Source organism: Sphingobacterium sp. UBA6317 (assembly GCF_002440385.1).
In the GTDB taxonomy this organism is placed as follows: Bacteria; Bacteroidota; Bacteroidia; order Sphingobacteriales; family Sphingobacteriaceae; genus Sphingobacterium; species Sphingobacterium multivorum.
In genome coordinates, this window is sequence record NZ_DJTD01000016.1 from 1 (window position 1) to 24725 (window position 24725).

The window sequence follows — 24725 nt, forward strand, 5'->3', positions numbered from 1 at the left end:
GACTTAGTTCATGAAATACGCAGTACCCAGCCAAGAATAGGCACACGGAAACTTTACCATATATTGGCAAGGGAGCTACAGGCATTAAAAGTGGGCAGAGACAAATTCTTTGATATTTTACGCGCCAACCATTTGTTAATTACACCTAAAAGAAGCTATCATACGACCACTATGTCACATCATAGATTTAGAAAATATCCGAATATTATTAAAGAAGTGACTGTTTGCCGTCCCAATCAGGTTTGGGTAAGTGATATCACTTACATAGGGAAGCGAGAAAGCCCCTGTTACCTGAGTTTGGTTACAGATGCCTATTCGAAAAAAATTGTTGGCTTTGAGGTCTCGCGGACCATGTGCACACCGCATGTTGTAAAAGCACTAAAAATGGCACAAAAACAAAGAAAAACAAACGAGCCGTTAATCCATCATTCCGACAGAGGGGTACAATATTGTGCAGAAGAATACCAATATTACCTAAACAAATATCAGCTCAGGTGCAGTATGACAGAAAACTCTGATCCTTATGAAAATGCCATCGCTGAACGAATCAATGGTATACTCAAACAAGAGTTCATGATTGATACCTATCATTTAGATCTACATTTGATGAAGCAGATCGTAGCTGAAGCAATCGATATCTATAATAATGACAGACCACATTGGTCTAATCATATGTTAACTCCAAATCAGATGCACATGAAATCAAACATGAACTTCAGAACTTATAAAACAAAAAACAGTAGCAACCTATCGGCTACTACTGTTTAAATTATTTATTTTTAATCACTGAAAACCTGTATCGATTTTTCAGGACTAGTCATATATTTTTGTTTTTTTAGCTTAGTTGAAATTGTAGCCAATCGTTTCCTTCATGACCATACACAAAATACTTTGGCTGAAGAATTTCGGCTAAGGATTCAAGTTCGCTCAAATAATTATATCCGGGAATCTGTGCAAATTGTTTATTGGTCATGATGAAGACCTGATCGAGCTCGATAGCTTTGGATGATGCGATAGCTGCCGAATTCAACAATTGTGGAATTTGGATAAATGTCTGTTCTCCCTGACCGATGACAATGATTTTATCGGCTTCATTTTCTGTTGTAACTGGAATACCACCGGCTATTTTTATGGCTTCCTGCAGATAGGCAGAACGGTTTATTTCAAGCGGCTGTATTTGGTCCAGTACCAATACCTTGGGCCTGTCAGTAGCCGAAATAAACTTAAGCTTATGGATGAGAATACTTGTTTCGTCTTCAATTTTTTCAACCAGTTCAACTGTTTTATCAATGGCATCGAGATCAGTCCCGATACGTTTGATATAGGAGATCATATCGTCAATGTCGACAAGTTGAGGGCGATCTGAAATTAATGTGTCGTAGGTTTCAGCTGGAATAGCTGCCGGATTTAGGTCCAACTGGTCCAAAATATGGGCGACTAGTTTTTCTTGATTGCTTTGCATGTTGCAAAAATACAAAACCTTCCTGACTTCGCAGACACCAAGAGCAATGAAAGCGAACTGAAGGTTCTTTCTGGCCAATAAGATCAGACAACCTTCAGAAAAAAAGGGAAGCATTGGCGAAAGTAAATTAGCAATAGTAGGTATGCGCAGATTTTTGTAAATTGGCCTGAAATAAATGATTTAAATATGTTTGACAAATTATTTCAAGCTCAGCAAAAGGCGGAGGAAATCAAGAAAAGATTGGATTCAATTTCTGTGTCTGGTGAAGTGGAAGGTGGTTTAATCCGTGTGGTAGCGACAGCAAACAAAGAGATAAAAGAGGTTACCATCGATCCTGTATTTTTATCAAACGCAGATAAGGAAGAATTGGAGGAGTTGCTTGTGGTTGCTCTGAATAAGGCAATTGCGCAAGCTGAGAATATCAGCCAGGCTGAAATGCAGGCAGCAAGTAAAGATATGTTGGGTGGACTAGGAGGACTAGGCGGATTATTTAATCAATAGCGATATTATCATGAAAGCAACTTATTACGGACAGTCTTGTGTAGAGTTTGATTTTGACGGAACGAAGGTTCTTTTAGATCCATTTGTTACTTATAATCCACTTGCAAAAGAAATCGATGTAAATACAATTAAACCGGATTATATCTTTTTAAGTCATGGACATCAGGACCATGTGGCCGATATGGCGACAATTCAAAAAAACAGCGATGCCACTGTTTTAGCGATTGTTGAAACTGCAGGCTGGGTGAGAAGACAGGGCGTACCTGACGATAAGGTGATCGAATTCAACTTGGGCGGAACAGTTCAACTGCCTTTTGGTTCGGTCAAGATGGTGTATGCTGCACATACCAATAGTACACCTGATGGTCAATACGGCGGGTTTCCTGTGGGATTTGTCTTCCATGTAAAAGGCAAAAAAATTTATTTTGCCGGCGATACCGCACTGACTATGGAAATGAAATTGCTGGCAGACATGAACCTGGATTGGGCATTTTTACCTATAGGTGGGCACTATACAATGGATGTGGATGATGCAATTAAAGCGGCTGAGTTTGTGAATTGTGCTCGGGTAGTTGGTATCCATTACGATTCATTTCCGCCAATAACGATCGATAAACAACAAGCTTTGGATAAATTCCAAAATGAGGATATTTCATTGTCATTGCCGAAAATCGGTGCAACATTTGAACTATAAACACTAAAACAAAGCCGAGCTTGCTCGGCTTTGTTTTAGTGTTTTCCTGATTATATGCAGATCTCTGTTGTGTTCATTAAGACATGACAATCTTTATGAGATGACAATCTTTTTAAGATCTTCCAGGCTGAAAAGAGGGATATCGATGATTTTATTCTTCAGGATTTGTTCTTTATTTTCTTCAAAATAGAACAGCTTCCATTCCCCATTTTTATATTCTAAACTACTGAGGTTTTCAATCCAATCTCCTGAGTTCATATACGTGCAGGTTCCTTTTCGGGTAATGACTTCTTTGATTTGAGGCTGGTGGATGTGTCCACAGATAACGAAATCGTAATTTTTTTCAATCGCTAGTTCAGTCGCTGTATGTTCAAAATCTGATATATACTTGACGGCCTTTTTAACCGAATTTTTGATCTTTTTAGAAAGAGAATATTTCTCCTTACCCATTTTATCTAGGCAATAATTAATGATATTATTGAGCTGGATAAGTTTGTCGTAGCCCCATCCACCGAGTTTGGCCAACCATTTAGAATGATGAATGGATGCGTCGAAAACGTCTCCATGAAAGATCCACACTTTTTGATTATTGAGTGAAAGAAGGAGTTTATTGCTCAGCTTGATATTACCTAATTTTAGATCGGTAAACTTGCGCAACATTTCATCGTGGTTGCCCGTGATGTAATGTACTTCTGTCCCCGAAGAGCTCATGTCAATGATTTTTTTGATGACTTTTAGATGTTCTTGCGGAAAATAGCTTTTTTTAAATTGCCAAATGTCTACGATGTCTCCATTGAGTATCAGTATTTTGGGAGATACGGACTCTAGATAAAGTAAAAGCTCTTTAGCTCTACTACCGTAAGTACCTAGGTGTAAATCTGAGATTACAAGTATATCAAGGCTTCTTTTCATTTGCAATAAATTTGTTTATTCATCTTGTCTACCAAGATGTCCTTTGTAGATTTTTTTTCTATGCGTCTGTTGAGGACTATATTTGACCTTTGCCGGATTTGTCTGAAATGAATCGATCATAAACGACCTTTTTCACCGTTTTTGAAGTTATTCTAAGCCGCAATATTTCATTTAATCAATCTGTTAACTTCTATTACAAAAAAAAGATACTTTTATTTTGTACCGATGAAATTCCTGTTATTAAATCATTAAAATGTCTTGTAATACGGTATGAGTTAGTTAATTGGAAATTAATATTAGTAGGGAATTTTCGGTACGGAGAATATTGGGAGGTCGGAGGACTGGGGTAAGAGCAATAAAAAAGGTATCCAATTTTATTGAATACCTTTCCTTATGTTAAAGATTATTTTTCTTTTTCTATTTGGCAGTCGCTGCTGCTCTATCGATGTGGAATTGTACTAAATCGTCGATAGGGGAGCGCAAGATCTTTCCTACTTTCATTCCATATTGCTCAGCTTTTTCTGCTAATACATTTCTGAAATTGTAACCAACCGAACCGATACAGTTGAAAGTATAGCTTTGATAGTTAGGGTATTTGCTGACAAGATTTCTGAAAAATGCTTCAAAAGCTTCATCAACAATATTGCGTGTGTATTCGATATTTACATTGTTGTCATAGACAAATTTGCTAAAGCTTGCACAGAAACGATTTGGCATTGGTTTGGTATAAACCGCGTCCATAATTTCGTCCTTTGTCATTTTATACGTGTTATAAAATACTTCTTTAACATCTTTAGGCATCAAATTACGAACATAATCTGCCAGTAATTTTTTACCAATATAACTACCAGAACCTTCATCACCTAAAATGTAAGCACCTGAGTCGATGTTTAATGTGATTTCTTTACCATCGTATAGACAAGAATTTGTTCCTGTTCCTAAGATCGCAGCAAATCCGGCTTGAGTTCCTAATAATGCTCTTGCTGCTGCAAGAAGATCGTGTCCTACTTCAACTTCAGCTGTAGTAAATACTTGTTTTAAAGCATCAACAACAATTTGTGCTTTTTCCTTGTTATGAACACCTGCACCATAATAGTTTACCTCTGAGATTTTTTCAAAAGGTAAATCTTGCGGTAGTCCTTTTTTTAGGGAGTTTACAATGTATTCACTATCAACAAAATAAGGGTTGTACCCTTCCGTATTGAAGTAGATTTTTTTATTCGAATCGTCTAACAAACACCAGTTTGTTTTTGTTGATCCCCCGTCAGCAATGATTATCATTATTGAGTAGTTTTAATTGTGTTTATCGTTATAAAATGAGTAATCAATTCATTAATCAATTCCCCGAAAATACATTTTTTAATTTTAAATATCATAATTTATACGCTTATTTTTCAAAAAATAAATTTTTGTACTTTGGTGACTATATAAAAAAACTGGCTTAACGGTGTTGTTAAGCCAGTTTTTGAGCTGTGTAATAAAATTGTTTAAATAGTGTACTATTTACAATTAGTGAGGGGTGTTAATGGCCTCCTTCAGCCTCTATTTCATCAATATTGATTCCTTGTTTTGTTAATATTCCCTTAACAAATATCGCAAAGAAAACAACATAACAGAATCCGATTAATGGTAGAATATACGAGTTATGGATACCGATAATATCCGCTAATTTTCCTTGTATCGGAGGAAGAACACCACCACCAAGAATCATCATCACAAGAAATGCCGAACCTTGAGCGGTATATTTTCCTAAACCTACAATGGACAAACTGAAAATTGAGGACCACATAATTGAACATGCAAGACCGCCTGATAAGAAAGCATAGATTGCAATAGTACCCGATGAGAATAGGCCAATTAACATCGCAATGATTCCAAATAATCCAAAAATAATCAATGTACGAGCAGGTTTTTCTTTACTTAGGTAGAATGCTACAATTTGAAGAATAATACATATGACGTAATAATACAGATGTGACATCTCAAATCCTGCAAGCGTATTGACGCCGATGATAATGGAGAATGCAATCAGAGGAACGATAATCAATAATCCATTTTTAGTTGATTTACTCAAGTTAAATGCTGTAATAGCACCAGCCCAACGACCGATCATCATACTTCCCCAATACATGGATACATAAGGTGTAATTTGAGATGATTGCAAATGACCAAATTCCTTCAATGTTAATAATTCGCCGAGGTTACTACCGATTGCGACTTCGATACCGACATAGATAAAAAGCGCGAGCATACCCAAAGCCAATTGTGGATATTTCATCGCACCCCAACCTTCTGGATTTTTTTGCGCGCTCTTATTGGAGAACAATAAACCACCGATCACAACGACCAATGCTCCTGCCAACCATAACATGCGTTGCATTTCGAGTGGTTTGGCAACTTCTTTAATGTGCAGTTTGAGTTGATCGATCTGAACCTGATCTGTTAAACTTGAAACCTGTTTGTGTAACTGCTCTACCTGCAAGGCTAAGTCGCTCTTATAGCTTAAAAACACTGGCGTGAACATACCAAAAAGGAGGATGGTCATAATGATCAAGGTACGTAAAGCTTTATTCGCTTTTTCCATTGGCTCATCACTAATTCCAGCAGGAACTTTTTTACTGAAATTAAATAATGCTGCAGCCAACAGGAACAATAGACCAACACCTATATAAAGATAAACAACCTTGTTTAGCGGAAGGTTGGCGATCTCGGAGTCAGAAATAGGCTCAAAAGTTCCGAATAAGGAAAACCCGATAACAAGAGGGCCTATTGTTGTACCAAATGAGTTGATACCACCGCCTAGGTTCACACGGGAAGCACCCGTTTTTGGATCGCCCAATAAAACGGCAAATGGATTTGCTGCAGTCTGTTGTAATGAAAAACCAAGGGCTACAACGAATAGTCCCAACAACATACCAACATATAAGTTTACTTCGACAGCAACAATCATGGCTGCGGCACCCAAGGCCGAGAAAAGTAAACCGTAAACTATACTCTTTTTATATCCCCATTTTCCAACCAGGTCCTTTCCCCCGATTGAACTGAATATAAATAGTAACAATGCACCAATATAATAGGCTGTATAAAAAGCAAAGTCTATTAACTGGGATTGAAACTGGTCTAAATGAAAGTAATTTTTGCAGAACGGTATAAAAACACTGTTCCCTGCCGCAATGAACCCCCAAAAGAAAAACACAATAATCAATGTGTAGAGTGCGGGGTAATTGGTTTTAGTTTGTTGCTGTTCCATATAAGGGATCTAAAAACTTAAATTTTGAAAGGTACGAACTTATGAAAAAAAATATAAAATTCAATCTAAAAATGTTGTTAAATCGTTTTACTAGCTACAATAGTAAATATTTTTTTTGAAATATTTTGAAATAACAAAATTTGTTTTTTTCTTTGTCTAGGTTCTCAATATTTAATCCACTTCGGGTTTAAAAGAAATCATTAAGTTCTTCATCTCACTTAATCATGGAAAATTGTTTAAGTGTGTAATCAGAATTCAGAAAAAAGCTCAAAAAAAAATCCAAAAATCATACACAACACATTAATGGATATTAACGAATTAAACGCTAAACTCGTATCGGAATTGCGCGAGATTGCTAAGTTGATCGGTATCGCAGATGCTGATAAATTGCGTAAACAAGAATTAATCGAAAGAATTAGCAATACTGGTGGGGAAGAGGAAGCAGCACCAGCGCCAGCTGAAAAAGCAGCTAAAGTAGAGGAAGATAATCAGGAACATGCTGAGCGTACACGTAAACGTGTGCGGACCGTAAAAACTGCGGAACCTGTCACGGTAAGAAAACGTGAAGTTTCTGAGCATGACGAAGCCCCGGTTGCAACCGAAGATACACCAGCAGCAGATAAAGGCCCCCAACCTGAAAAAGCAACACAAACTCCTAAAGCAGAAAACACTTCTTCAAGTACAGATTTCGATAATGTGATCGTTAATGAGGGTGTATTGGAGATCATGCCTGATGGTTATGGCTTCTTACGTTCATCAGATTATAACTATCTGACTTCTCCTGATGATATTTATGTATCACAATCTCAGATCAAATTATTTGGTTTGAAAACGGGAGATACGGTACGTGGTTGTATCCGTCCGCCTAAAGAGGGTGAAAAATACTTCCCTCTGGTACGGGTTGAGGCTATCAATGGACAAAATCCGGCTGAGGTACGCGATCGTGTGCCATTTGATTATTTGACACCATTATTCCCTGATGAGCGTTTAAATTTAGATATGGGTGTTGGAAATTACTCTACACGTATCATGGATTTATTTACGCCTATAGGTAAAGGTCAACGTGGATTAATCGTTGCTCAACCGAAAACGGGTAAAACAAACTTGTTGAAAGAGGTTGCAAATGCTATTGCAAAAAATCACCCAGAAGTTTATTTGATTATCTTATTAATCGATGAGCGCCCTGAGGAGGTTACTGATATGGCGAGAAGTGTACGCGCGGAAGTTGTTTCTTCGACATTTGATGAGCCGGCTGACCGTCACGTTAAAATTGCAAACATCGTGCTTGAGAAAGCTAAACGTATGGTAGAATGTGGACATGACGTCGTTATCTTGTTAGACTCGATTACAAGATTGGCACGTGCCTATAACACAGTGGCGCCTGCGTCAGGTAAAATTTTGTCAGGTGGTGTGGATGCGAATGCTTTACACAAACCAAAACGTTTCTTTGGTGCTGCCCGGAATATTGAAAATGGTGGTTCATTGACGATCTTAGCAACAGCATTGACAGATACAGGTTCTAAAATGGACGAAGTTATCTTTGAGGAATTCAAAGGTACAGGTAATATGGAATTACAGTTGGATCGTAAGTTGGCAAACAAACGAATTTTCCCTGCGATCGATATCACCGCATCGAGTACACGTCGTGATGATCTATTGACTGACAAAGAAACATTACAACGTATTTGGGTACTTCGTAACCACTTATCGGATATGAATTCTACAGAGGCCATGGAATTTTTACAAGGTCAATTGCGTGGAACTAAATCAAATGAAGAATTTTTGATCAGTATGAATGGGTAATCCCATCAAATTTTGATATTTTAGCCATCATTTTTAATCAAATGATGGCTTTTTTTATAAAATAGATCCTGTACATGAAAAAACATATCCCAAATCTGCTGACTTGTCTAAATTTATTTAGTGGCTGTATCGCTGTATTGATGGCATTGCAATGCAATATTCAAGTTGTCACTATTTGCGTATTTGCTTCCGGGATATTCGATTTTTTTGACGGAATGGTAGCGAGACTACTTCATGTTAAATCGCCAATAGGAAAGGAGCTGGATTCGTTGGCTGATATGGTCAGTTTTGGTTTTTTACCTGGGACAATCATGTTTACCTTGTTGACAAAGGTATTTCCTGATGGTTCTCTGTTACCTTATTTAGGGTTTATCATTACTGTTTTCTCGGCTTTACGTTTAGCAAAGTTCAACCTGGATGAGCGCCAAACTTCGGATTTCATTGGTTTGAATACGCCAATGAATACATTTTATGTGCTTTCTCTACCTTATATCGCAGACAAATACCCACAATTGGTTTTAAATCCGATTGTATTAATCGGTAGTGTTCTTTTAACCAGTTATCTTTTGGTAAGTGAAATTAGGTTGTTTTCGATGAAATTTAGTTCGATGGATTGGAAAACGAATAAATTTCGCTTCATATTTTTGATCCTGACGCTGATCTTGTTTATTGTTGGTCAATTTATGGCTTTACCGATTATTTTAATTTTATATTTCCTATTATCAGCATTGCATTTTAATAAAAAAAACGATCTGGTTTAGATCGTTTTTTCATATTGTTCCAATTCAAATAGAAGCTCTTTCATTTCAATATCGATAACACCAAAAGTGGCCCGAAGGCTGTCAAGAGATGCTTCGTTCTTTGAATTGGTCTCTAATTCCTCAAATTTTTCTTTTAAGTGAAAGGCACCGATATAGTCCATTGTCGGTTTGATGTGATGGGCTGTATCACCAATCTTTTGAAGATCACCTTCAACCAGCGCTTGTCGGAGCTTGTCGAGATCTACAGGTGTTTGAATAAGATACATGGATACAAATTGTTTGATTAATTCGTGGCTGTCAAACATGTTTTGGTTGATCAGTTCAATATCGATATGGTTCATCGTCGCTAATTTTCTTTACAGGTAAGTCGTCTTTGCATTTATTCAATAAATATACGTTATTTTTTTTGTAAACGGGATGGATATAGGCTGGTGCTATTTCCACTAAAGGCTCCAGTGTAAACCTGCGATCAGCAATAAAAGGGTGTGGAATCTGCAACGATGGCAGATCGATAATTTCCTGGTTAAAGTAGAGTATATCAATATCAATGACTCTTTCACCCCATTTTTTTATACGGATACGTCCTAATTCCTGTTCGATGTGTTGTGTCAGGTTTAAGCATGCTAAAGGCTGTAACCGGGATGCCACTAAAACGACCTGATTTAAAAAGGGCGGTTGGTCTTCAACTCCCCAGGCCGCTGTTTCATAGATCGAAGAAGCTTCAATAATTGCTCCAACATGTGTTTCAAGTTGTTTTCTCGCTAGATCAAGCTGTTGAAAACGATCCCCAAGGTTAGTGCCCAATAGTATATAAATCTGATTCATGATGCTAAATTAAGATTTTGTGAAACTTAGTTGTTTGAATTTCGGCTATTTTTTGGATTTAGTGTATTAATGGTCTATGGATATGTAAATTTCTTTCAGGCTATGAGCCTTAATTTCGCGAATAAAATGTGGGGTAGATGAAATAAAAGACTGGGTGAATAAAAAATATTGCATTACCTTTAGTGAAAATAAGTCTTTTCACAGGAAGATCGATTATGGATCGGATTTAATTACAAAATATGAAATCATTTTTTAAGTACGTACTGGCAACAATTACGGGGATTGTGATCTCTTTTGTTGTGTTGTTTATTGTTTTGATGGGGATTATTGGGGCCATCATCAGCTCGGCATCCTCGGATCAGGAGATTGTTGTTAAAAGCAACTCGGTTTTATACCTATCCTTTGATTATGATATTTCAGAGAGAAGCGAAGCGAATCCTTTGGGTAGTCTCAATCTTCCAGGTTATTCCACTAAAAATATTGGTCTAGACGATATTTTGGCGAGGATCAAGTATGCGGCGACGGATGGGAATATTAAAGGGATCTATTTAGATGCTAGTCATATCGGAGTTGGCTTTGCAAGTTTAAAGGAAGTGAGAGACGAACTTTTGGCTTTTAAGAAAACCGGGAAATTTGTTGTTGCTTATAATGCGGGGTATGACCAAAAGGCCTATTATGTAGCGAGCACCGCCGATAAGGTGTACGTTAATCCGCAAGGGACGATTGATTTTAAAGGTTTGGCAAGTTCTACGATGTTCTATAAAGACCTTTTGGACAAGGTTGGGGTGGAGATGCAAATTGTGAAGGTAGGTACATTTAAAAGTGCTGTTGAGCCTTTCTTTTTAAATAAAATGAGTGATCCCAATCGCTTGCAGGTAACATCATATTTGGGAAGTATATACAGTACCTTTATTAATGAAATAGCAGCGAGCAGAAATATTGCTGCCGATTCATTACGGGCTATTGCGAATGACTATCGTGTCCGGGATGCGGACGACGCGGTAAAATATAAGCTTGCAGATGCCAAGTTGTATAAAGACGAACTTTTATCGGATTTGAGAAAACGTTTGAAAATTTCGGAAAAGGATGAGATATCGTTTGTTTCCCTGTTGGATTATAATAAAAAGTTAAAAGATGATGCGAGCGGATCTGAAGTCGCGGTTCTTTATGCTGCCGGAGAAATTGTTGATGGTGAAGGAACAGGACCAGGTCAAATCGGTGGTGATAAATTCTCCCGCGAACTACGAAAATTAAGAGAAGATGATGCTGTTAAAGCTGTTGTTTTGCGTGTGAATTCACCAGGAGGATCTGCTTTAGCGTCCGATATTATTTGGCGGGAGGTTATTTTGACCAAGAAAGTGAAACCCGTAATCGTGTCGATGGGAGATTTAGCTGCATCAGGTGGGTATTATATCTCGGCGGCAGCAGATTCGATATTTGCTGAACCAACTACAATTACAGGATCTATTGGTGTATTTGGTGTGATTCCTAATTTCCAAAATCTGATGAACAATAAAATTGGAGTGCATTATGATGGTGTAAAGACGGGTAAGTTTGCTGATTTGATGACTTCTTTCGATCGGCCGTTGACAGCAGAAGAAAGGGATATCATCCAGCGGGAAGTGGATAAAGTATATGGTACATTTACTAAAGTTGTTGCAGACGGCCGTAAATTATCCATTGCTGATGTAGATAGTATTGGGCAGGGAAGAGTTTGGACCGGTGCGCAAGGTGTGAATAATAAATTGGTTGACCGTCTCGGAAACTTGGATGCCGCTATTCAGGCTGCCGCAAAAAAGGCCAATCTGAATAAATATAAAGTGTCCCAATATCCGGAGAAAGAAGATCCTTTTACCTCGATATTAAATAATTCAAAAGAAAAAGTCCAAGTTTGGATTGCAAAAGAGCAAATGGGCGAATATTATCGTTATTTTGATGTCGTGAGAAAAGCTACAGCACAGACGGGGGTGCAGGCGAGAATGCCTTATAGCGTTGAGATTCACTAGTAATTGATTCGTAAAGGAAGTCCAATCGTGGTATGGTTGTAGGTGATTATAATTTATAACGATGCCGGTAATTCTTACGTTGCGTGCGGAGAAGTTCGATCCAATGTACGGATTGCCATGAATAAATAATTATTTCTAATGAAAGCAAATGCTTTTTTTTATATTTAGCTGTTCGTTTGACAAAACGACCTAATCCCAAATCAATAAAGTTACAGAATGAAAACAGTAGACGATTTAAATTTTGCAGGTAAAAAAGCCTTGGTACGTGTGGATTTCAACGTGCCTTTGGATGAAAATTTCAATATTACGGATGATAATCGTATCCAGGGAGCGGCTCCAACAATAAAGAAGATCTTGAACGATGGTGGAAGCGTGATATTGATGTCCCATTTAGGAAGGCCAAAAGATGGTCCTACTGATAAGTATTCATTAAAACATATTGTTGCTCATCTTTCACAGGTTTTAGGTACTGATGTTCAGTTTGCCAATGATTGTATCGGTACAGAGGCCGTAGAAAAAGCGGCAGCTTTACAAGCTGGTCAGGTTTTATTGCTAGAAAACCTTCGCTTCTATAAAGAAGAAGAAAAAGGAGATGTTGAATTTGCTGAGAAGTTGTCAAAATTAGGCGATATCTATGTGAACGATGCTTTCGGTACAGCCCACAGAGCTCATGCTTCGACAGCAATTGTTGCGCAATTTTTTCCAGGAGCTAAATATAGCGGTTACTTGATGGCTGCAGAAGTCGGAAATGCAGAAAAAGTATTAAACAATCCGGTTAGACCATTTACGGCTATCATGGGTGGAGCAAAAGTTTCTGATAAAATTCAGTTAATTGAGGCCTTATTGGATAAAGTTGACAACCTTTTAATTGGTGGAGGTATGGCTTATACGTTCATCAAAGCTAGAGGGGGTGAAATTGGTCAATCATTGGTTGAAATCGATAAACTTGATTTAGCGAATGAGTTGGTGAAAAAAGCGAAGGAAAAAGGTGTAAACTTGGTTATTCCTACGGATGCTCAGATTGCAGATGCATTTTCCAACGATGCCAATGTATATGATGGACCAAATGATCAAATTCCTGCAGATTTGCAAGGTCTGGATATTGGTCAGGAGTCTGCAGCAAATTTCGCTGCGATCATCAAAAATTCTAAAACAGTTCTTTGGAACGGTCCAATGGGTGTTTTTGAATTTGATACCTTTGCAAAGGGTACCAAAGCTGTAGCTGATGCTGTTGTGGAAGCAACGAAGAATGGGGCATTCTCTTTAATAGGAGGTGGTGATTCTGCTGCTGCGGTAAGTAAATTTGGTATGACTGAAGATGTAAGTTACGTCAGTACAGGTGGTGGTGCGCTTTTGGAATACATGGAAGGAAAAGTTCTTCCAGGGGTGAAGGCACTTGAAGATTAATATAAATCAAAATCTTTAGAAAGGGACAACATAGGTTGTCCCTTTTTTATAAAAAAAAGATTAGTAAAAAGCAAAAATAAGCAAAACGATTAAACCCGTTGCTATACAATGCTTTATAAAACAGTAGTCTTAGTTTGGAACTCGGTGTCTGATAGGTTTTGGGCTTGAAAACACAAGGTTAGGTTACTAATTCGTTACCGATTGATAAAGGTAACTACATAGCTTAACTGTTTATATTTCAGTCTTTTGCACCCTTTTTTACATTCCCTTGTAACTCAATGTAATTTAATTTTAAACATTAAACATTTGAGTTATGGAACAGACAAAAAAGTCCACGTTCAAACTGCTTTTCTACCTGAAAAAGAACGAACTGAAAAAGAACGGTAATGCACCGATTATGGCACGTATTACCATTGATGGAACAGCTAAAACTTTGGGAACAAAGTTAGAAATTAACCCGAAAAATTGGGATTTAAAATACGGAAGAGTTGAGGGCAAGAGTGCCACCGCTTTGAACATTAACCAAAAGCTGGATAACGTACGGGGTCGTATCGACAAGATTTACGAAGATATGCTGAAGCACGAGGGTTTTGCGACCGCACAGAAAGTAAAGCTCTCGTTTTTGGGTGTTGGTGTAATGGACGATGCCGTACTAAAAGTCTTTAAAGACCAAAATGAAGACTTTGAAAAAATGGTCGCTAAGGGAAAACGCTCTCAAAGCACGTATAGCAAATACAACACTGTTTACAACCATCTTAGCGAATTTATAAGGGAGCGTTACCATCGGGACGATATGGCTTTCCGGGAACTCACTTCTGATTTTATTCGTGAGTTTGATTTCTTTCTTCGCATTGATAAGGAATGTACCCATAATACGGTTTGGGTTTACACAATGCCAGTTATTGCTTTGGCAGAATTGGCTATTAAAAAAGGCTTGATACGGGATAATCCTTTTGAGGATTATGAAATCAGTATGGAAGAAACCGACCGCAGCTACCTTTTAAAAGAGGATGTAGAAACCTTAATGCTCCTGAAACCATCTAAGCCTCGATATGAACTTGTAAAAGACCTTTTTATTTTCAGTTGCTTCACAGGGCTTTCTTACATAGACATTAAGAAACTGAAATGGAGCAATATCCAGTCTTTCTTTGATGGACACCAATGGATAATCAGCAGGAGAAAGAAATCAGATGTTGCCTCCAACGTCCGTCTTTTGGAAATCCCCAAACGCATCATTGAGAAATATCGTGGAGCTACAAGAAATGATTTTGTATTCCCAATGCCATCCAATGCGACTTGCAACACGCATATAGGTAAACTTATTGAGGAAGCGGGTATTGTTACAGAACAGAAAGTTACATTCCACACCGCCCGTCATACATTCGCCACAATGTTTTTGACCGAGGGTGTTCCGCTTGAAAGCCTTAGCAAAATGATGGGTCATAAGAATATTTCCACTACACAGATTTATGCTAAGATTACCAGCCAAAAAATCAGTAAGGATATGGATTTGGTTTCGCCTAAATTTAAGGCAATGGAAGATGCGTTTATTATTAAAATGGAACGGGAAGAAATAGCATTATTGAATGAACATACAAACGCAGATAAAATTTACAATACCGAAGAAATTATGGTTTAAAAATTAGTGCATTCTTTACTTATCAGATTGAAGCAGGATTTAACTATCCTGCTTTTTTTATGCCCTTACTTTTCGATTATTCCAACCTCTATTTCAGGCTCTCATAGCCTGGTCATTTATTCCATAAAAATTAGAACAGAATATTTCCACAATCAACCGGTAAAAAGGCAGCTAAGTTATAGCGGGCAGCCACCGCACACACCCACCAATAAAAAAAATGAATGAACGGTTTCCCCCTAAAGGAACCCCCATTAAATCATTTTTTTTCTTGGTTTTCGCTATTGCCCGCTTGGATTATCTGCTTTCTTTTTTCCGGTTTTTCTTTTGGAAAAAATTATGCGAAGCGAAGCGGAGCAAACCACAACAGGAAGCAGGAAACGAGAAAAGCGAACGTAACAAAATGTAAAACTTTTAAAACAGGACGATTATGAACATTATCGGAAGACTGACAAAAAATGCGGAAGTACGCACATTGTCGAACGAAAAACAGGTAGTAAACTTTTCAGTAGCGACCAATGAAAGCTACAAAAACAAGCAAGGTGAACGAATAGAGCAAACAACCTATTTCGATTGTGCCTATTGGATTTCTGCAAACGTGGCAAGCCTACTCACAAAAGGCACTTTGGTAGAACTCACAGGCAGAATAAGCACAAGGGCGTGGATAGGCAAAAACGGCGAAGCACATTCGGGGCTGAACTTTCATACCTCTCAAATCAAACTGCACGGAGGTAGTAAGAGAGCCGAAACCATACAGGCTACTGCACAAGCCGAGAACAACAGCTTTACTGCACAGGGAGCAGATGACGACCTCCCATTCTAACAACGAGTATTCAATCATTTTTTAAACATCAAATTTTAAGCATTATGGCACATAATATCAATTTCAACGAGAGAACAGGACGTTATTCATTTTTTAGCGTACAACAAAAAGCGTGGCACGGTTTAGGTCAAATCGTAGAACAATACCCGACAAGTGAGGAAGCAATCAAATACGCAGGGTTAGATTACGAAGTCGTAAAATCCCCACTATTTACCAAAGGTTCGGGCATTATCGAAACCACCAACGGCATAGAGATAGACAGTAGCGAATTAGAAGTACCTAACTATTTCGCCAACATACGCACCGATAACAATGCAGTATTGGGCGTAGTCGGTAAGGATTACCATATCGTACAAAACCGTGAAGCCTTTAATTTCTTTGATGCCATTGTAGGCGGTGGCGAGGGCATTCTGTACGAAACCGCAGGAGCGTTAGGCAACGGAGAACGTGTTTTTATCACAGCCAAATTGCCCGACTATATCCGTGTAGGCAATGGCGATGATGTTACGGAAAAGTACATTTTCCTAACCACTTCGCACGATGGTAGCGGAAGTATCACAGCCGCATTTACGCCTATCCGTATTGTATGCCAAAACACGCTGAATGCTTCGTTACGCAGTATGACCAATGTAGTCCGTATCAAGCACACTTCGGGAGCAAAACAACGTATCGAGAACGCTCACAAGATTATGGGACTTGCCAACACATTGAGCAACCAATTAGAGGGCATTTTCAACGAATGGGCAAAAGTAAAGGTAACAGACCGAGAAGTAAGAAAGCTAATACAGTTGGCACTTTGCCCAAATAAGGAAACGCTTGACCTAATCAAAAAAGGTGCGGAAGATGAAATTTCCACCGTGTTCAAAAATGTCGTTGAGGATGCTTTTGCGTATGCTATGATAAGCGACACCCAACAAATGGACACTACCAAAGGTACGTTGTTCGGAGCGTACAATTCTGTGACAGGCTACTATCAGAATGTAAGGAGTTACAAGAATGACGAAGCCAAGTTGCAGAGCATTGTATTGGGTGGTACTGCCCAACTCAAATCGCAGAAAGCATTTGAACTATGTACTGCATTTGCTCTGGACGGTGCGGAAATCCTAAACCTTAATTAGATAACCACAGGCTACCGCCTTAATCGGTGGTAGCCTATTATAAACAACAGCTATGACAATGGAAACCTATAAAGCAACGCTGAAACACGACACAGGCAAAGTAACGCTGACAGTAGTATCACTTAGCGGAAAGCAGAGAGCAATACAGCAGATAACAGCCGTAGAGGGTTGTCCCGAATGTGCCATTGTGGATATAGTAAAGATTGATAACGATACAAAACAGCAGAATATGAAAGCAAAAACCATAGACGAAGCCAAAAGTATGGCTAAAGAAAAAAGCCTTGAAACGCAATACAGGGATGAAGCTATATACATCATCTATTGCAACAGAACAGAGTATTTCTATGTAGATACCGACAGCCTAATACGGCTTTGGGAACGGCTTATAGGCTACTATGAAAATGGAAAATACACCGATGCTGAAACTAATTCATAACACTTAAAGCAGATACAATGGAAACGACAGCAATAGCCACAAAGTTTGTACGCTACGATGTTCCCGAATTGGAAACCCTGCAAAATGCAAAGGTTTACCTACTAAGGGAAAAACTGAACAAAAGCGACAAGTTGAGCCGAGCAGAAAAAAATTGGCTTGCGGAAGCAGTAAACCGAAATGCCTACTTCAAAAGAGCCGTACCCCTTATGGGTTATCGCTTCGGGTTTGAGGATATTTTGAAAACCTATGTAGTGAAGCAGTACGGCAGTTGGGCAGAATACAACGCCCCCGACAAAACAAGCCTTAGAAGTATTGTTTACGGCAGGATTGACCAAATAGCGGAAATCACTAAATAAGAATTAGAACAGGTATGAAAATAACGGATTTGAACGGTTACGAAATTGAAGTAACCGACCTAAAAGAAGCTATCTGTATTGCCAAACGAAATACAGGGTATAGCCACGAGGACAAAAGTTTTTCAGACTTCGATAAAAGGCAAAATGCCTATTGGATGGACATATACGAGAAACTAAAAGCAATCAAAAAACGGTTAAACAACAATTAAAATCAAAGAACGATGAACACAAATTTTTTCAATCAGATACAGCAGTTGGACTTTACAGGAGTATTGCAACTGAACATTTCAAAAGGAATAGAAAGCAACCTAATCGTAACAGTATTGCTCAATAACGAACAATGCGGAGATAGTGCCAAAAACCTTATTCCCCCATTGACATTTAACGCCACACCCCAAGAGTTTGACGAGGGATTTTTTGAACAGATTACCACACCTATACAAAAGGTATCGGGCTTAATGGTGGATATGGAAAAATTCTTAAAGCAATTGGAAGAAGTTAAAAAGCAATCGGCAATCGAGAAAGAAAAAGCAGAAAAGGAGAAAAAGGAAAAAGAAGCCAAAGACAAGAAATTTAAAGATGCTATGGTAAAGGCTGACGAGTTGGAGAAAGAGGGCAAGTTCCGCGAAGCGTGGATGAAAGTACCCGATATAACGGAGTTTCCCGAAAAAGCGGACGAGATACGCAAACGCAAAACTTCATTGTCCGACAAGTTCGCAACACCGAGCCTTTTCGGAGCAATGGAAGAAGCTACACCCGAACCGCCAAAGGTGGAAGAAGTTACTGCCGATTATCCTATTGATGAAGCGGACGAGGAAGAATAAAAGTGTTAACCCCAAAATTAGAAAGTTATGTTATTAGCAACGCAATTAGAACGAGTTTTCATACTCAAAGACAAAGGACAGGACATCAGACTGACCGACCCAGAGCCACGTTGGAGCGTGGAAGCCGTAATGAATTTTTACGCCAATATGTACCCGATTTTGACAACGGCAAAAGCATCTGCACCACAGATAAAAGACGATGCGGTAGAGTACAAATTTGAGAGCGTAATGGGTACGAAAGGTTAAACCAAAATTTTAAAACGATGAATTATGCAACGCAACATCATATCGGGAACAATCAATATACCCGAACAGAAACGACAACAGCAGTTACACCGACAGTTGGGCGAGTTCGCAAATTGGCTACAAAGACCAAAGGACGCAAACCAAGTGCAGAAAGACAAGCAGAAATCCGTACCGATAGCAATGCTACCAATGGTATTCTAAAGTGTACGTTTCTGCCTAAACTGAAAACAGCACAATCCGTACAGGCTTGTCAGAAAACGGAGAGGGATTTTTACAAGTCCCTTTCCCGACTTGCCGAGCATTACAGCATTGAACCGATGCAAACCCAAGATTTTGAGTTTCCATACAATGTAGTATTATCTATGTGGGATATGGAAACCAAAGTAAAACGTACCAACATAAATTGGGACAGTTTCAAATTGGTACAGGATAGTAAGAAAACCTTTTTTGTAAGTGAGGAAAGGTATAATGTAGGTACAACCTTGTATTATATTCCTATTGCACCACTCTTTAAAATGCTCAAAGACCCGAAGCGTAAAAAGACCGCACAGCTACTTGTATCGGTATGCAGTTATCTGTACCATATTGCCGATGTGCCGTATTACAGGCAGGAAGACAGCTATTTGTATTGGTTGTATGAAACGCATAAAGATTGGGTAGAACAGGACGAGGAAACGGACGAAACAGAAACATATAGAAGTGAGTTGAGAAATGCCGAATATATTGGCGACAGGATAGAACAAAAGTTATTTAACCGAAGCAATCTAAAGATATTTGAACAGCGTTTGAACCGATTTAAAAGCCTTGACACGTTCGACAGGGAATGTTGGCAGGTAGCGTGTAATGCGTTTGCCCTTTGTACTGAATATCCGAAAGCAACTTTTTTTAGAAACGCACCATTGCCCGAAGAAGACCCTTATGACGATGATTACGAAACCGAAGCAATCGGAATGGAAAAGTACATTTCATTTATCGCAGATACCAAAGGTTGGCTATATGAAAGCCTTTCCGAAAGCATCAACAATGAGTTCAACGAATACGGAAAAATGGAAGAGCCGACCATTTGCAAAGCATTTGACGGCAGTAAAATAACACAAGGCAACCTTGATTTTGAAAATCGCCTGTTTGAATTGTTGGATGACCTTTCTTACTTATTATATAACTATAAAACAACAGAAAAATGAACACCGTAAACGACATAACCAAAGATTTCGGCACATTATACTATCCAAAATCCGCTTTGGTTTTCTATGAAACCAAAGGAACAGATACAGCAATGTACGTGGAGCATTTCGATATGGATAGCAACGGAACGCCTATCAATGCCCACCCATTGACCGTAAAAGAAGCCAACGTATTGGCAAAGGCGTTACAGACCGATGAAGAAAAGAACACAGCCTTTTTAAAGTCAAAGGGAATATTGCCTACAAACATTCTGCATATCAATCCAAATGCTGAAAAAGGTATAGTATTATGGTACACCAAAGCACAGCAAAGACAACTGTATTTTGTGGATAGTTTGGGCATATCCAACGGAATGGCACAAGTACCGCCAATGCTTTGGTTAGCGAGCAAAAGCAGTCTTACTGTATTTGCTTTGGCAAGCGACAGAAGACCCACCGAGAAAACGCCATTGCATTACGCACCTTTCTTCAATATCTACGAAAAGGGCAATGTATGTATGGGTACTGTTAGTATTGATATTAAAAATTCGGCTTCGGTTGAGGAATTTACACAGGCGTGGGAACATTATTTTTTTAATTCCTATTTCAGCCATTCATTATGCGAGAACCTCACGAAAAAAAACATTGTAAACCTTTGGAAAGACCTTATCAATACTGATAAACCTTTTCCGAAAGAAGTATTAAAAAAGAATAACAAAACCCTTAAAAATCTATTGTGATGAATACAGCAAAAACAGCAATCCATTTTACGGACAATTATCTGCTCAATCCGACAAACCCAATTTCGGTAAACCTTATCGGGGCAGGTGGCACAGGCTCAAAAGTATTGACCGCTTTAATGGAAATAAACGAGAGCTTGATAGCGTTGGGACACGCAGGGTTGCAAGTCCGCCTTTGGGATGATGATGTTATCACGAGTGCCAATTTAGGCAGACAGCGTTTTTTTGAAAGTGAAACAGGATTGTACAAATCGGTTGCATTGATAAACCGTATCAATCGTTGCATCGGTACAAATTGGAAAGCCGAAACGGTAAAATTTGAAAAGGACAAGTTTGGTAGAATACCCGAAAAAGCAAGGGCAATCATTACTATTACTTGTGTGGACAATGTACAGGCGAGGTTTGGCGTTGCTGAAATTCTTAAAGAAATAAGTTACCGCAGACACTACCAAGATGAGCCGAAATATTGGTTGGATTTTGGCAACAGCCAAGATACAGGACAAGTGCTACTATCTACTATCGGAGAGATAAAGCAACCCAATTCAGAGAAATACCAAACGGTGGCAAGCCTGCCATTTGTTACCGATGAATTTGGCGAATTGCTGAAGCAATCCGAACAAGAGGATAACACGCCAAGTTGCTCCCTTGCCGAAGCGTTGGAACACCAGGACTTGTTTATCAATTCCTCATTAACCCAAATGGGTTGTTCTTTGCTGTGGAACTTATTTCGCAGGGGAATGACTGAATACAAAGGATTTTTTCACAATCTGAAAGATTTCCGCACCCACCCGATAAAAGTCGCCTGACCCGAAAAGTCGGGCGGCAAAAAGACAGATCCTCCCGATGGTCGGGACAGTCTTTTTGCATCAAATCGGTGCAACCCCTTTGTCAAAATGCACCGCTACACAATTTCCTTTCTCTACCTTTTACCAAACAGGTTGCGACATTATTGTGTGGGATATTCATTATCCCAATGATTAGGTATGCAATGACTTCTTTTCTTTTCACATAAGCGACCAAAGAAAAGAAGCAAAAGAACGCCGCTTGATTAGAACAGATATTTTATACTATTATAATCGGAACGTTACTTATTACTGAAATATTCCTGTGCAATTTCCGCTACTCCCACACTAAAATATCTACCGCCATTGGTAACAACATCAATAGCTTTTTTAAAATCGTCCGTATCGCTACCAATGAGCAAATAACCTGTAAAACCAATTTCCAAAAGAGGTTTTACGGCTTTTTCTGCATCAATATCATTATGTGCAATCAGGTTAATGGTTGGATATTGTGTTCTCAATTCTTGAAGCTGTGCCAGCACATTCTTATTGTAAAAATCAAGGTCAATAATACAAATGTTGGGAAGTGTTTTTAATGCTGGTAATTGAGATAGTCCGTCTTCAATGTTTTCAGAACGGAACAATACTTCAATTCCTGAAGCAACGAGGTCGTTGCAGGTCAAATCCAAAATCGGGCTTTTATCATTGATAAAGGCGAGGGCAATTTTTTGTTGTGCTGTACCAGTTTCCATATCATTACTTTTTTGAGTTGATGTAGCCCTGCACAAAAAAAAGAAGCGCAGGCAACCACACTTACCGATACTGAGGCACTGGTACGCCTTAATCCCCGAATAAGCGAGCGCCCACGCCTATGACGTGAGCGTTCTTACTTATTGTCTTGGGGATACAAAAAATTACCAGTTTTCAGTACCAAGACCTAAAGCAAAAACACTTTAAGTATTGTTATATTTTACATAGCAAATATACTAAAGTCCTTCCGTTGAAACATAGTCAGAACCAAATTAATTAGAAGCAATGTCTGTCATTGGTTATATAGTTCTGTTCTAAGACGGTCAGAATATCCGTTTCCTTATAAATAATCTTACCCCCAATTTGTATATACGGCAGGATATTATCGTCACGGTATTGCTGTAAAGTCCGTTTACTGATATGTAACAGCCTACACACATCTTCGCCCGACAAGTATATTTCTCCGTTCATTACAGGACGGTAATTTTTTAATATTTCTTCAATACGGTTTCTCAACTGCATTATCATTTCCTGATGGGCGATGATTTCTTCCGTTTCATTCGTCAGTAAATCCATTGTCGTTGGTATTGTACGGCTGTCCGGCTTCGAGTAAAGCCTGTACGTCCGAGCGTTTATAATAATTCTTGCGGTTCAGTTTGGAATATGGTAATAAGCCTTTGTCCTTGTAGGTCTGCAAAGTCCGTTTGGTAATGTTCATCATCAAACACACTTCCTGGTTATCGAGCCATTGCTCCTCTTTGAAAATCGGGGTATATTTTCGTGTGGCATTTTCGGTCATTTCCAAAAGTTCCCTTAGGTCATTCTTCATTCCGTCCAATGCGGTTTTTTGTATTGCAATAACTTCCATTGTTTGCTCATTTTTTCTGTGGAAGTCGAATTTATAAAGGCTTATTGCAGGATTGGGAAAGGTTGCATTGATTGGCGTTGAAAGGCAGTGTTTGGCTTTTTACTTTTGCCATAAACGAAAAATCGGATAACCTTTTGAGCTATCCGATTTTTTTTATTTAAGCCCCGTTTTATAAGTGTTATCAAGTTTGTTGTGAATAATTGTTGCTACAACCAAAACTTCTGTCATTTGTGAAAGTTGGGTATCTTCCAATATTTTGGGGTTGTGTGCTTTTGGATTTCTGTACATAGAAAAAAATCCTTTGCAGAAATTTCCAAAACCTTTGTGTTCACTTTCTTCGCTTTGATTTTTCAGAGTATTGAAAGCAAGCATAGGTCTTTTGTCCTTTCCCAACGCAAAACAATCATCAACTAAATCTGCTCCGTCTGAAGTATAGCCACTTTTTTGCCTAAGCCTCTCTGCTACACTTTTCGTAATTTCAAGTATAGCGTGAAAATAATTTTCCTTTAACCATTCAGCTTCACAATAAGGCAAAATTTCTGAATGAACTCCAATTCCGTGTACTTTTTCTTTGATTTTTAGTGACCTGCTTTTTGCTTCCGAAATAGTTTTCGCCTTATCAACTTGTCGGGGCTGTCCACTTTTATCAATTTCTATCCCTTCATAAACAAGTTTCTCATTGATAGTTGTTCTATCTTTTTCAAATTCATCTTCGGAATTATATCTTTTAGGATTTAATAATCTAACAACAAATGCCAATACATTATTTCCACATCTGTCTTGTGCTTGTCTTTCTTTTAAAGCATAAAACAATCTGTCTGTTTTATTTGTGCCATATTGAGATTGAGAAATACCAGCACCTGATAAATGTTCTGTAATTTTCGTATGTGTCAGTATATTTGATATAATATCAGATATATTTCGTAGGGTTATGTCATCAAAGGATTTTGTCATTTTATAATTTTCCTCTTTATTATGAATACTAAATCATATAATCTAAATTTCCATAAAAATACTTATTTCGAGTTAGGTATCTCCACTTGTTGCTTCTCTTTGTCCTTTTTCATTTGGCTATAAGTCCATATACAGACAATACCGAGAATTATCAAAGCGTATGCAATCCATTTGCCGACACGTTCTATAAAACGGGTAAATACAGATGCTTCAAAACTCGAAAATCCCTCTGCACCCATGGCATTACGTCTGTAAAATTTCCTGCGGCTTATCCAGTAGATAAGACCTATACCGATAACAAGCGGAATAATCCCCATTACCAATTGAGAAGTAACTGCATCCATATAGTCAAAATTATATCAAGTAAATTTAAACAAAAACATCCTTGGTCGAAAACCAAAAGCAAAA

The 24725-nt window shown here is 38.4% G+C and carries 29 protein-coding genes; 18 read left to right on the forward strand and 11 right to left on the reverse strand.

Going from position 1 to position 24725, the window contains the following annotated elements; translation table 11 throughout:
- Positions 1-768 (forward strand): IS3 family transposase (locus tag B3E92_RS04220; RefSeq protein ID WP_286895525.1); only part of this gene is annotated, 768 nt, incomplete at its 5' end.
- A 67-nt stretch (positions 769-835) separates the two neighbouring features.
- On the opposite strand, the gene B3E92_RS04225 is transcribed toward B3E92_RS04220, so the two are convergent.
- Positions 836-1462: a hypothetical protein gene (locus tag B3E92_RS04225; RefSeq protein WP_112374193.1), complete on the reverse strand. Its 627-nt coding sequence runs from the start codon at positions 1460-1462 to the stop codon at positions 836-838.
- 186 nt (positions 1463-1648) lie between these two features.
- Between B3E92_RS04225 and B3E92_RS04230 the strand changes: the two genes are divergently transcribed.
- Positions 1649-1963: a YbaB/EbfC family nucleoid-associated protein gene (locus tag B3E92_RS04230; protein WP_046671896.1), complete on the forward strand. Its 315-nt coding sequence runs from the start codon at positions 1649-1651 to the stop codon at positions 1961-1963.
- Between the two features lie 10 nt (positions 1964-1973).
- Entirely contained in the window at positions 1974-2657 is a 684-nt protein-coding gene (locus tag B3E92_RS04235) for a metal-dependent hydrolase (protein WP_046671897.1), read from the forward strand.
- Between the two features lie 93 nt (positions 2658-2750).
- On the opposite strand, the gene B3E92_RS04240 is transcribed toward B3E92_RS04235, so the two are convergent.
- The 3 genes from B3E92_RS04240 to B3E92_RS04250 form a co-directional block, all read right to left on the reverse strand.
- On the reverse strand, positions 2751-3569 hold the full coding sequence (locus B3E92_RS04240; protein ID WP_046671898.1) for a UDP-2,3-diacylglucosamine diphosphatase: 819 nt from the start codon (positions 3567-3569) through the stop codon (positions 2751-2753).
- Positions 3570-3986: 417 nt separating this feature from the next.
- Positions 3987-4850 carry an N-acetylglucosamine kinase gene (locus B3E92_RS04245; RefSeq protein ID WP_046671899.1) on the reverse strand — a complete coding sequence of 288 codons (864 nt, stop codon included), beginning with the start codon at positions 4848-4850 and terminating at the stop codon, positions 3987-3989.
- 241 nt (positions 4851-5091) lie between these two features.
- Complete coding sequence (locus B3E92_RS04250; protein WP_201639488.1) at positions 5092-6819, reverse strand: MFS transporter; 1728 nt, start codon at positions 6817-6819, stop codon at positions 5092-5094.
- Between the two features lie 303 nt (positions 6820-7122).
- Here B3E92_RS04250 and rho point away from each other — a divergent pair, with 303 nt between their 5' ends.
- Positions 7123-8622: a transcription termination factor Rho gene (gene rho, locus B3E92_RS04255; protein WP_201639487.1), complete on the forward strand. Its 1500-nt coding sequence runs from the start codon at positions 7123-7125 to the stop codon at positions 8620-8622.
- 74 nt (positions 8623-8696) lie between these two features.
- Positions 8697-9383, forward strand: a complete 687-nt coding sequence (pssA, locus tag B3E92_RS04260; RefSeq protein WP_286895526.1) for a CDP-diacylglycerol--serine O-phosphatidyltransferase — start codon at positions 8697-8699, stop codon at positions 9381-9383.
- On the opposite strand, the gene B3E92_RS04265 is transcribed toward pssA, so the two are convergent.
- Both B3E92_RS04265 and folK read right to left on the reverse strand, forming a co-directional pair.
- Positions 9380-9724 (reverse strand): Hpt domain-containing protein, encoded by a 345-nt coding sequence (locus tag B3E92_RS04265; protein WP_070570446.1) that lies wholly within the window; start codon positions 9722-9724, stop codon positions 9380-9382. The two genes, pssA and B3E92_RS04265, sit on opposite strands and share 4 nt — an antisense overlap.
- Positions 9705-10208 carry a 2-amino-4-hydroxy-6-hydroxymethyldihydropteridine diphosphokinase gene (folK, locus tag B3E92_RS04270; protein WP_070570448.1) on the reverse strand — a complete coding sequence of 168 codons (504 nt, stop codon included), beginning with the start codon at positions 10206-10208 and terminating at the stop codon, positions 9705-9707. The genes B3E92_RS04265 and folK overlap by 20 nt, the downstream gene beginning before the upstream one ends.
- 239 nt (positions 10209-10447) lie before the next feature.
- On the opposite strand from folK, the gene sppA reads away from it, so the two are divergent.
- The 13 genes from sppA to B3E92_RS04335 all read left to right on the forward strand — a co-directional run bounded on the left by sppA (position 10448) and on the right by B3E92_RS04335 (position 21769).
- Positions 10448-12214 (forward strand): signal peptide peptidase SppA, encoded by a 1767-nt coding sequence (gene sppA / locus B3E92_RS04275; RefSeq protein WP_070570450.1) that lies wholly within the window; start codon positions 10448-10450, stop codon positions 12212-12214.
- A 216-nt stretch (positions 12215-12430) separates the two neighbouring features.
- On the forward strand, positions 12431-13621 hold the full coding sequence (locus B3E92_RS04280) for a phosphoglycerate kinase (protein WP_070570453.1): 1191 nt from the start codon (positions 12431-12433) through the stop codon (positions 13619-13621).
- Between the two features lie 313 nt (positions 13622-13934).
- On the forward strand, positions 13935-15260 hold the full coding sequence (locus tag B3E92_RS04285; RefSeq protein WP_228378468.1) for a site-specific integrase: 1326 nt from the start codon (positions 13935-13937) through the stop codon (positions 15258-15260).
- Positions 15261-15687: 427 nt separating this feature from the next.
- On the forward strand, positions 15688-16080 hold the full coding sequence (locus tag B3E92_RS04290; RefSeq protein ID WP_123860968.1) for a single-stranded DNA-binding protein: 393 nt from the start codon (positions 15688-15690) through the stop codon (positions 16078-16080).
- A gap of 44 nt (positions 16081-16124) precedes the next feature.
- Entirely contained in the window at positions 16125-17198 is a 1074-nt protein-coding gene (locus B3E92_RS04295; protein ID WP_249601202.1) for a DUF932 domain-containing protein, read from the forward strand.
- 58 nt (positions 17199-17256) lie between these two features.
- Positions 17257-17634 carry a hypothetical protein gene (locus B3E92_RS04300; protein ID WP_228445162.1) on the forward strand — a complete coding sequence of 126 codons (378 nt, stop codon included), beginning with the start codon at positions 17257-17259 and terminating at the stop codon, positions 17632-17634.
- Positions 17635-17651: 17 nt separating this feature from the next.
- Positions 17652-17990 carry a molybdenum ABC transporter ATP-binding protein gene (locus tag B3E92_RS04305; RefSeq protein ID WP_123860966.1) on the forward strand — a complete coding sequence of 113 codons (339 nt, stop codon included), beginning with the start codon at positions 17652-17654 and terminating at the stop codon, positions 17988-17990.
- 14 nt (positions 17991-18004) lie between these two features.
- A complete protein-coding gene (locus B3E92_RS04310) occupies positions 18005-18199 on the forward strand; it encodes a hypothetical protein (protein ID WP_123860965.1) in 195 nt (64 codons plus the stop codon).
- A 12-nt stretch (positions 18200-18211) separates the two neighbouring features.
- Positions 18212-18814, forward strand: a complete 603-nt coding sequence (locus B3E92_RS04315) for a PRTRC system protein E (RefSeq protein ID WP_123860964.1) — start codon at positions 18212-18214, stop codon at positions 18812-18814.
- 27 nt (positions 18815-18841) lie between these two features.
- On the forward strand, positions 18842-19060 hold the full coding sequence (locus B3E92_RS04320; protein ID WP_002978317.1) for a PRTRC system protein C: 219 nt from the start codon (positions 18842-18844) through the stop codon (positions 19058-19060).
- Positions 19061-19077: 17 nt separating this feature from the next.
- Complete coding sequence (locus B3E92_RS04325; RefSeq protein ID WP_213189191.1) at positions 19078-20244, forward strand: hypothetical protein; 1167 nt, start codon at positions 19078-19080, stop codon at positions 20242-20244.
- Positions 20241-20963 carry a PRTRC system protein B gene (locus tag B3E92_RS04330; protein ID WP_123860962.1) on the forward strand — a complete coding sequence of 241 codons (723 nt, stop codon included), beginning with the start codon at positions 20241-20243 and terminating at the stop codon, positions 20961-20963. Before B3E92_RS04325 ends, B3E92_RS04330 begins: the two co-directional genes overlap by 4 nt.
- Positions 20963-21769, forward strand: a complete 807-nt coding sequence (locus B3E92_RS04335) for a PRTRC system ThiF family protein (protein ID WP_055133019.1) — start codon at positions 20963-20965, stop codon at positions 21767-21769. Before B3E92_RS04330 ends, B3E92_RS04335 begins: the two co-directional genes overlap by 1 nt.
- Positions 21770-22047: 278 nt before the next feature.
- Here the strand turns inward: B3E92_RS04335 and B3E92_RS04340 are convergent, their stop codons facing one another.
- From B3E92_RS04340 to B3E92_RS04360, 5 genes are all read right to left on the reverse strand, one after another.
- Complete coding sequence (locus B3E92_RS04340; RefSeq protein WP_066439708.1) at positions 22048-22497, reverse strand: response regulator transcription factor; 450 nt, start codon at positions 22495-22497, stop codon at positions 22048-22050.
- A gap of 274 nt (positions 22498-22771) precedes the next feature.
- Entirely contained in the window at positions 22772-23071 is a 300-nt protein-coding gene (locus tag B3E92_RS04345; RefSeq protein WP_066439707.1) for a helix-turn-helix domain-containing protein, read from the reverse strand.
- Positions 23052-23363, reverse strand: a complete 312-nt coding sequence (locus B3E92_RS04350; RefSeq protein WP_066439706.1) for a helix-turn-helix domain-containing protein — start codon at positions 23361-23363, stop codon at positions 23052-23054. The genes B3E92_RS04345 and B3E92_RS04350 overlap by 20 nt, the downstream gene beginning before the upstream one ends.
- A gap of 153 nt (positions 23364-23516) precedes the next feature.
- Positions 23517-24317 (reverse strand): TIGR02391 family protein, encoded by an 801-nt coding sequence (locus tag B3E92_RS04355; protein ID WP_066439705.1) that lies wholly within the window; start codon positions 24315-24317, stop codon positions 23517-23519.
- A 62-nt stretch (positions 24318-24379) separates the two neighbouring features.
- Positions 24380-24661, reverse strand: a complete 282-nt coding sequence (locus B3E92_RS04360; RefSeq protein ID WP_286895532.1) for a molybdenum ABC transporter permease — start codon at positions 24659-24661, stop codon at positions 24380-24382.
- Positions 24662-24725: the final 64 nt, after the last annotated feature.

What these genes read in the sequence shown, in the direction of transcription:
- B3E92_RS04310 (WP_123860965.1), top strand. Translation starts at nt 18,005, where the DNA reads ATGAAAATAACGGATTTGAACGGTTACGAAATTGAAGTAACCGACCTA.
- B3E92_RS04325 (WP_213189191.1), top strand. Translation starts at nt 19,078, where the DNA reads ATGAATTATGCAACGCAACATCATATCGGGAACAATCAATATACCCGA.
- folK (WP_070570448.1), bottom strand. Translation starts at nt 10,208, where the DNA reads ATGAATCAGATTTATATACTATTGGGCACTAACCTTGGGGATCGTTTT.
- B3E92_RS04290 (WP_123860968.1), top strand. Translation starts at nt 15,688, where the DNA reads ATGAACATTATCGGAAGACTGACAAAAAATGCGGAAGTACGCACATTG.
- B3E92_RS04285 (WP_228378468.1), top strand. Translation starts at nt 13,935, where the DNA reads ATGGAACAGACAAAAAAGTCCACGTTCAAACTGCTTTTCTACCTGAAA.
- B3E92_RS04360 (WP_286895532.1), bottom strand. Translation starts at nt 24,661, where the DNA reads ATGGATGCAGTTACTTCTCAATTGGTAATGGGGATTATTCCGCTTGTT.
- B3E92_RS04315 (WP_123860964.1), top strand. Translation starts at nt 18,212, where the DNA reads ATGAACACAAATTTTTTCAATCAGATACAGCAGTTGGACTTTACAGGA.
- B3E92_RS04305 (WP_123860966.1), top strand. Translation starts at nt 17,652, where the DNA reads ATGGAAACGACAGCAATAGCCACAAAGTTTGTACGCTACGATGTTCCC.
- B3E92_RS04250 (WP_201639488.1), bottom strand. Translation starts at nt 6,819, where the DNA reads ATGGAACAGCAACAAACTAAAACCAATTACCCCGCACTCTACACATTG.
- B3E92_RS04230 (WP_046671896.1), top strand. Translation starts at nt 1,649, where the DNA reads ATGTTTGACAAATTATTTCAAGCTCAGCAAAAGGCGGAGGAAATCAAG.
- B3E92_RS04345 (WP_066439707.1), bottom strand. Translation starts at nt 23,071, where the DNA reads ATGGATTTACTGACGAATGAAACGGAAGAAATCATCGCCCATCAGGAA.
- B3E92_RS04350 (WP_066439706.1), bottom strand. Translation starts at nt 23,363, where the DNA reads ATGGAAGTTATTGCAATACAAAAAACCGCATTGGACGGAATGAAGAAT.
- B3E92_RS04240 (WP_046671898.1), bottom strand. Translation starts at nt 3,569, where the DNA reads ATGAAAAGAAGCCTTGATATACTTGTAATCTCAGATTTACACCTAGGT.
- pssA (WP_286895526.1), top strand. Translation starts at nt 8,697, where the DNA reads ATGAAAAAACATATCCCAAATCTGCTGACTTGTCTAAATTTATTTAGT.
- sppA (WP_070570450.1), top strand. Translation starts at nt 10,448, where the DNA reads ATGAAATCATTTTTTAAGTACGTACTGGCAACAATTACGGGGATTGTG.
- B3E92_RS04320 (WP_002978317.1), top strand. Translation starts at nt 18,842, where the DNA reads ATGTTATTAGCAACGCAATTAGAACGAGTTTTCATACTCAAAGACAAA.
- B3E92_RS04355 (WP_066439705.1), bottom strand. Translation starts at nt 24,317, where the DNA reads ATGACAAAATCCTTTGATGACATAACCCTACGAAATATATCTGATATT.
- rho (WP_201639487.1), top strand. Translation starts at nt 7,123, where the DNA reads ATGGATATTAACGAATTAAACGCTAAACTCGTATCGGAATTGCGCGAG.
- B3E92_RS04235 (WP_046671897.1), top strand. Translation starts at nt 1,974, where the DNA reads ATGAAAGCAACTTATTACGGACAGTCTTGTGTAGAGTTTGATTTTGAC.
- B3E92_RS04335 (WP_055133019.1), top strand. Translation starts at nt 20,963, where the DNA reads ATGAATACAGCAAAAACAGCAATCCATTTTACGGACAATTATCTGCTC.
- B3E92_RS04300 (WP_228445162.1), top strand. Translation starts at nt 17,257, where the DNA reads ATGGAAACCTATAAAGCAACGCTGAAACACGACACAGGCAAAGTAACG.
- B3E92_RS04245 (WP_046671899.1), bottom strand. Translation starts at nt 4,850, where the DNA reads ATGATAATCATTGCTGACGGGGGATCAACAAAAACAAACTGGTGTTTG.
- B3E92_RS04340 (WP_066439708.1), bottom strand. Translation starts at nt 22,497, where the DNA reads ATGGAAACTGGTACAGCACAACAAAAAATTGCCCTCGCCTTTATCAAT.
- B3E92_RS04330 (WP_123860962.1), top strand. Translation starts at nt 20,241, where the DNA reads ATGAACACCGTAAACGACATAACCAAAGATTTCGGCACATTATACTAT.
- B3E92_RS04265 (WP_070570446.1), bottom strand. Translation starts at nt 9,724, where the DNA reads ATGAACCATATCGATATTGAACTGATCAACCAAAACATGTTTGACAGC.
- B3E92_RS04225 (WP_112374193.1), bottom strand. Translation starts at nt 1,462, where the DNA reads ATGCAAAGCAATCAAGAAAAACTAGTCGCCCATATTTTGGACCAGTTG.
- B3E92_RS04295 (WP_249601202.1), top strand. Translation starts at nt 16,125, where the DNA reads ATGGCACATAATATCAATTTCAACGAGAGAACAGGACGTTATTCATTT.
- B3E92_RS04280 (WP_070570453.1), top strand. Translation starts at nt 12,431, where the DNA reads ATGAAAACAGTAGACGATTTAAATTTTGCAGGTAAAAAAGCCTTGGTA.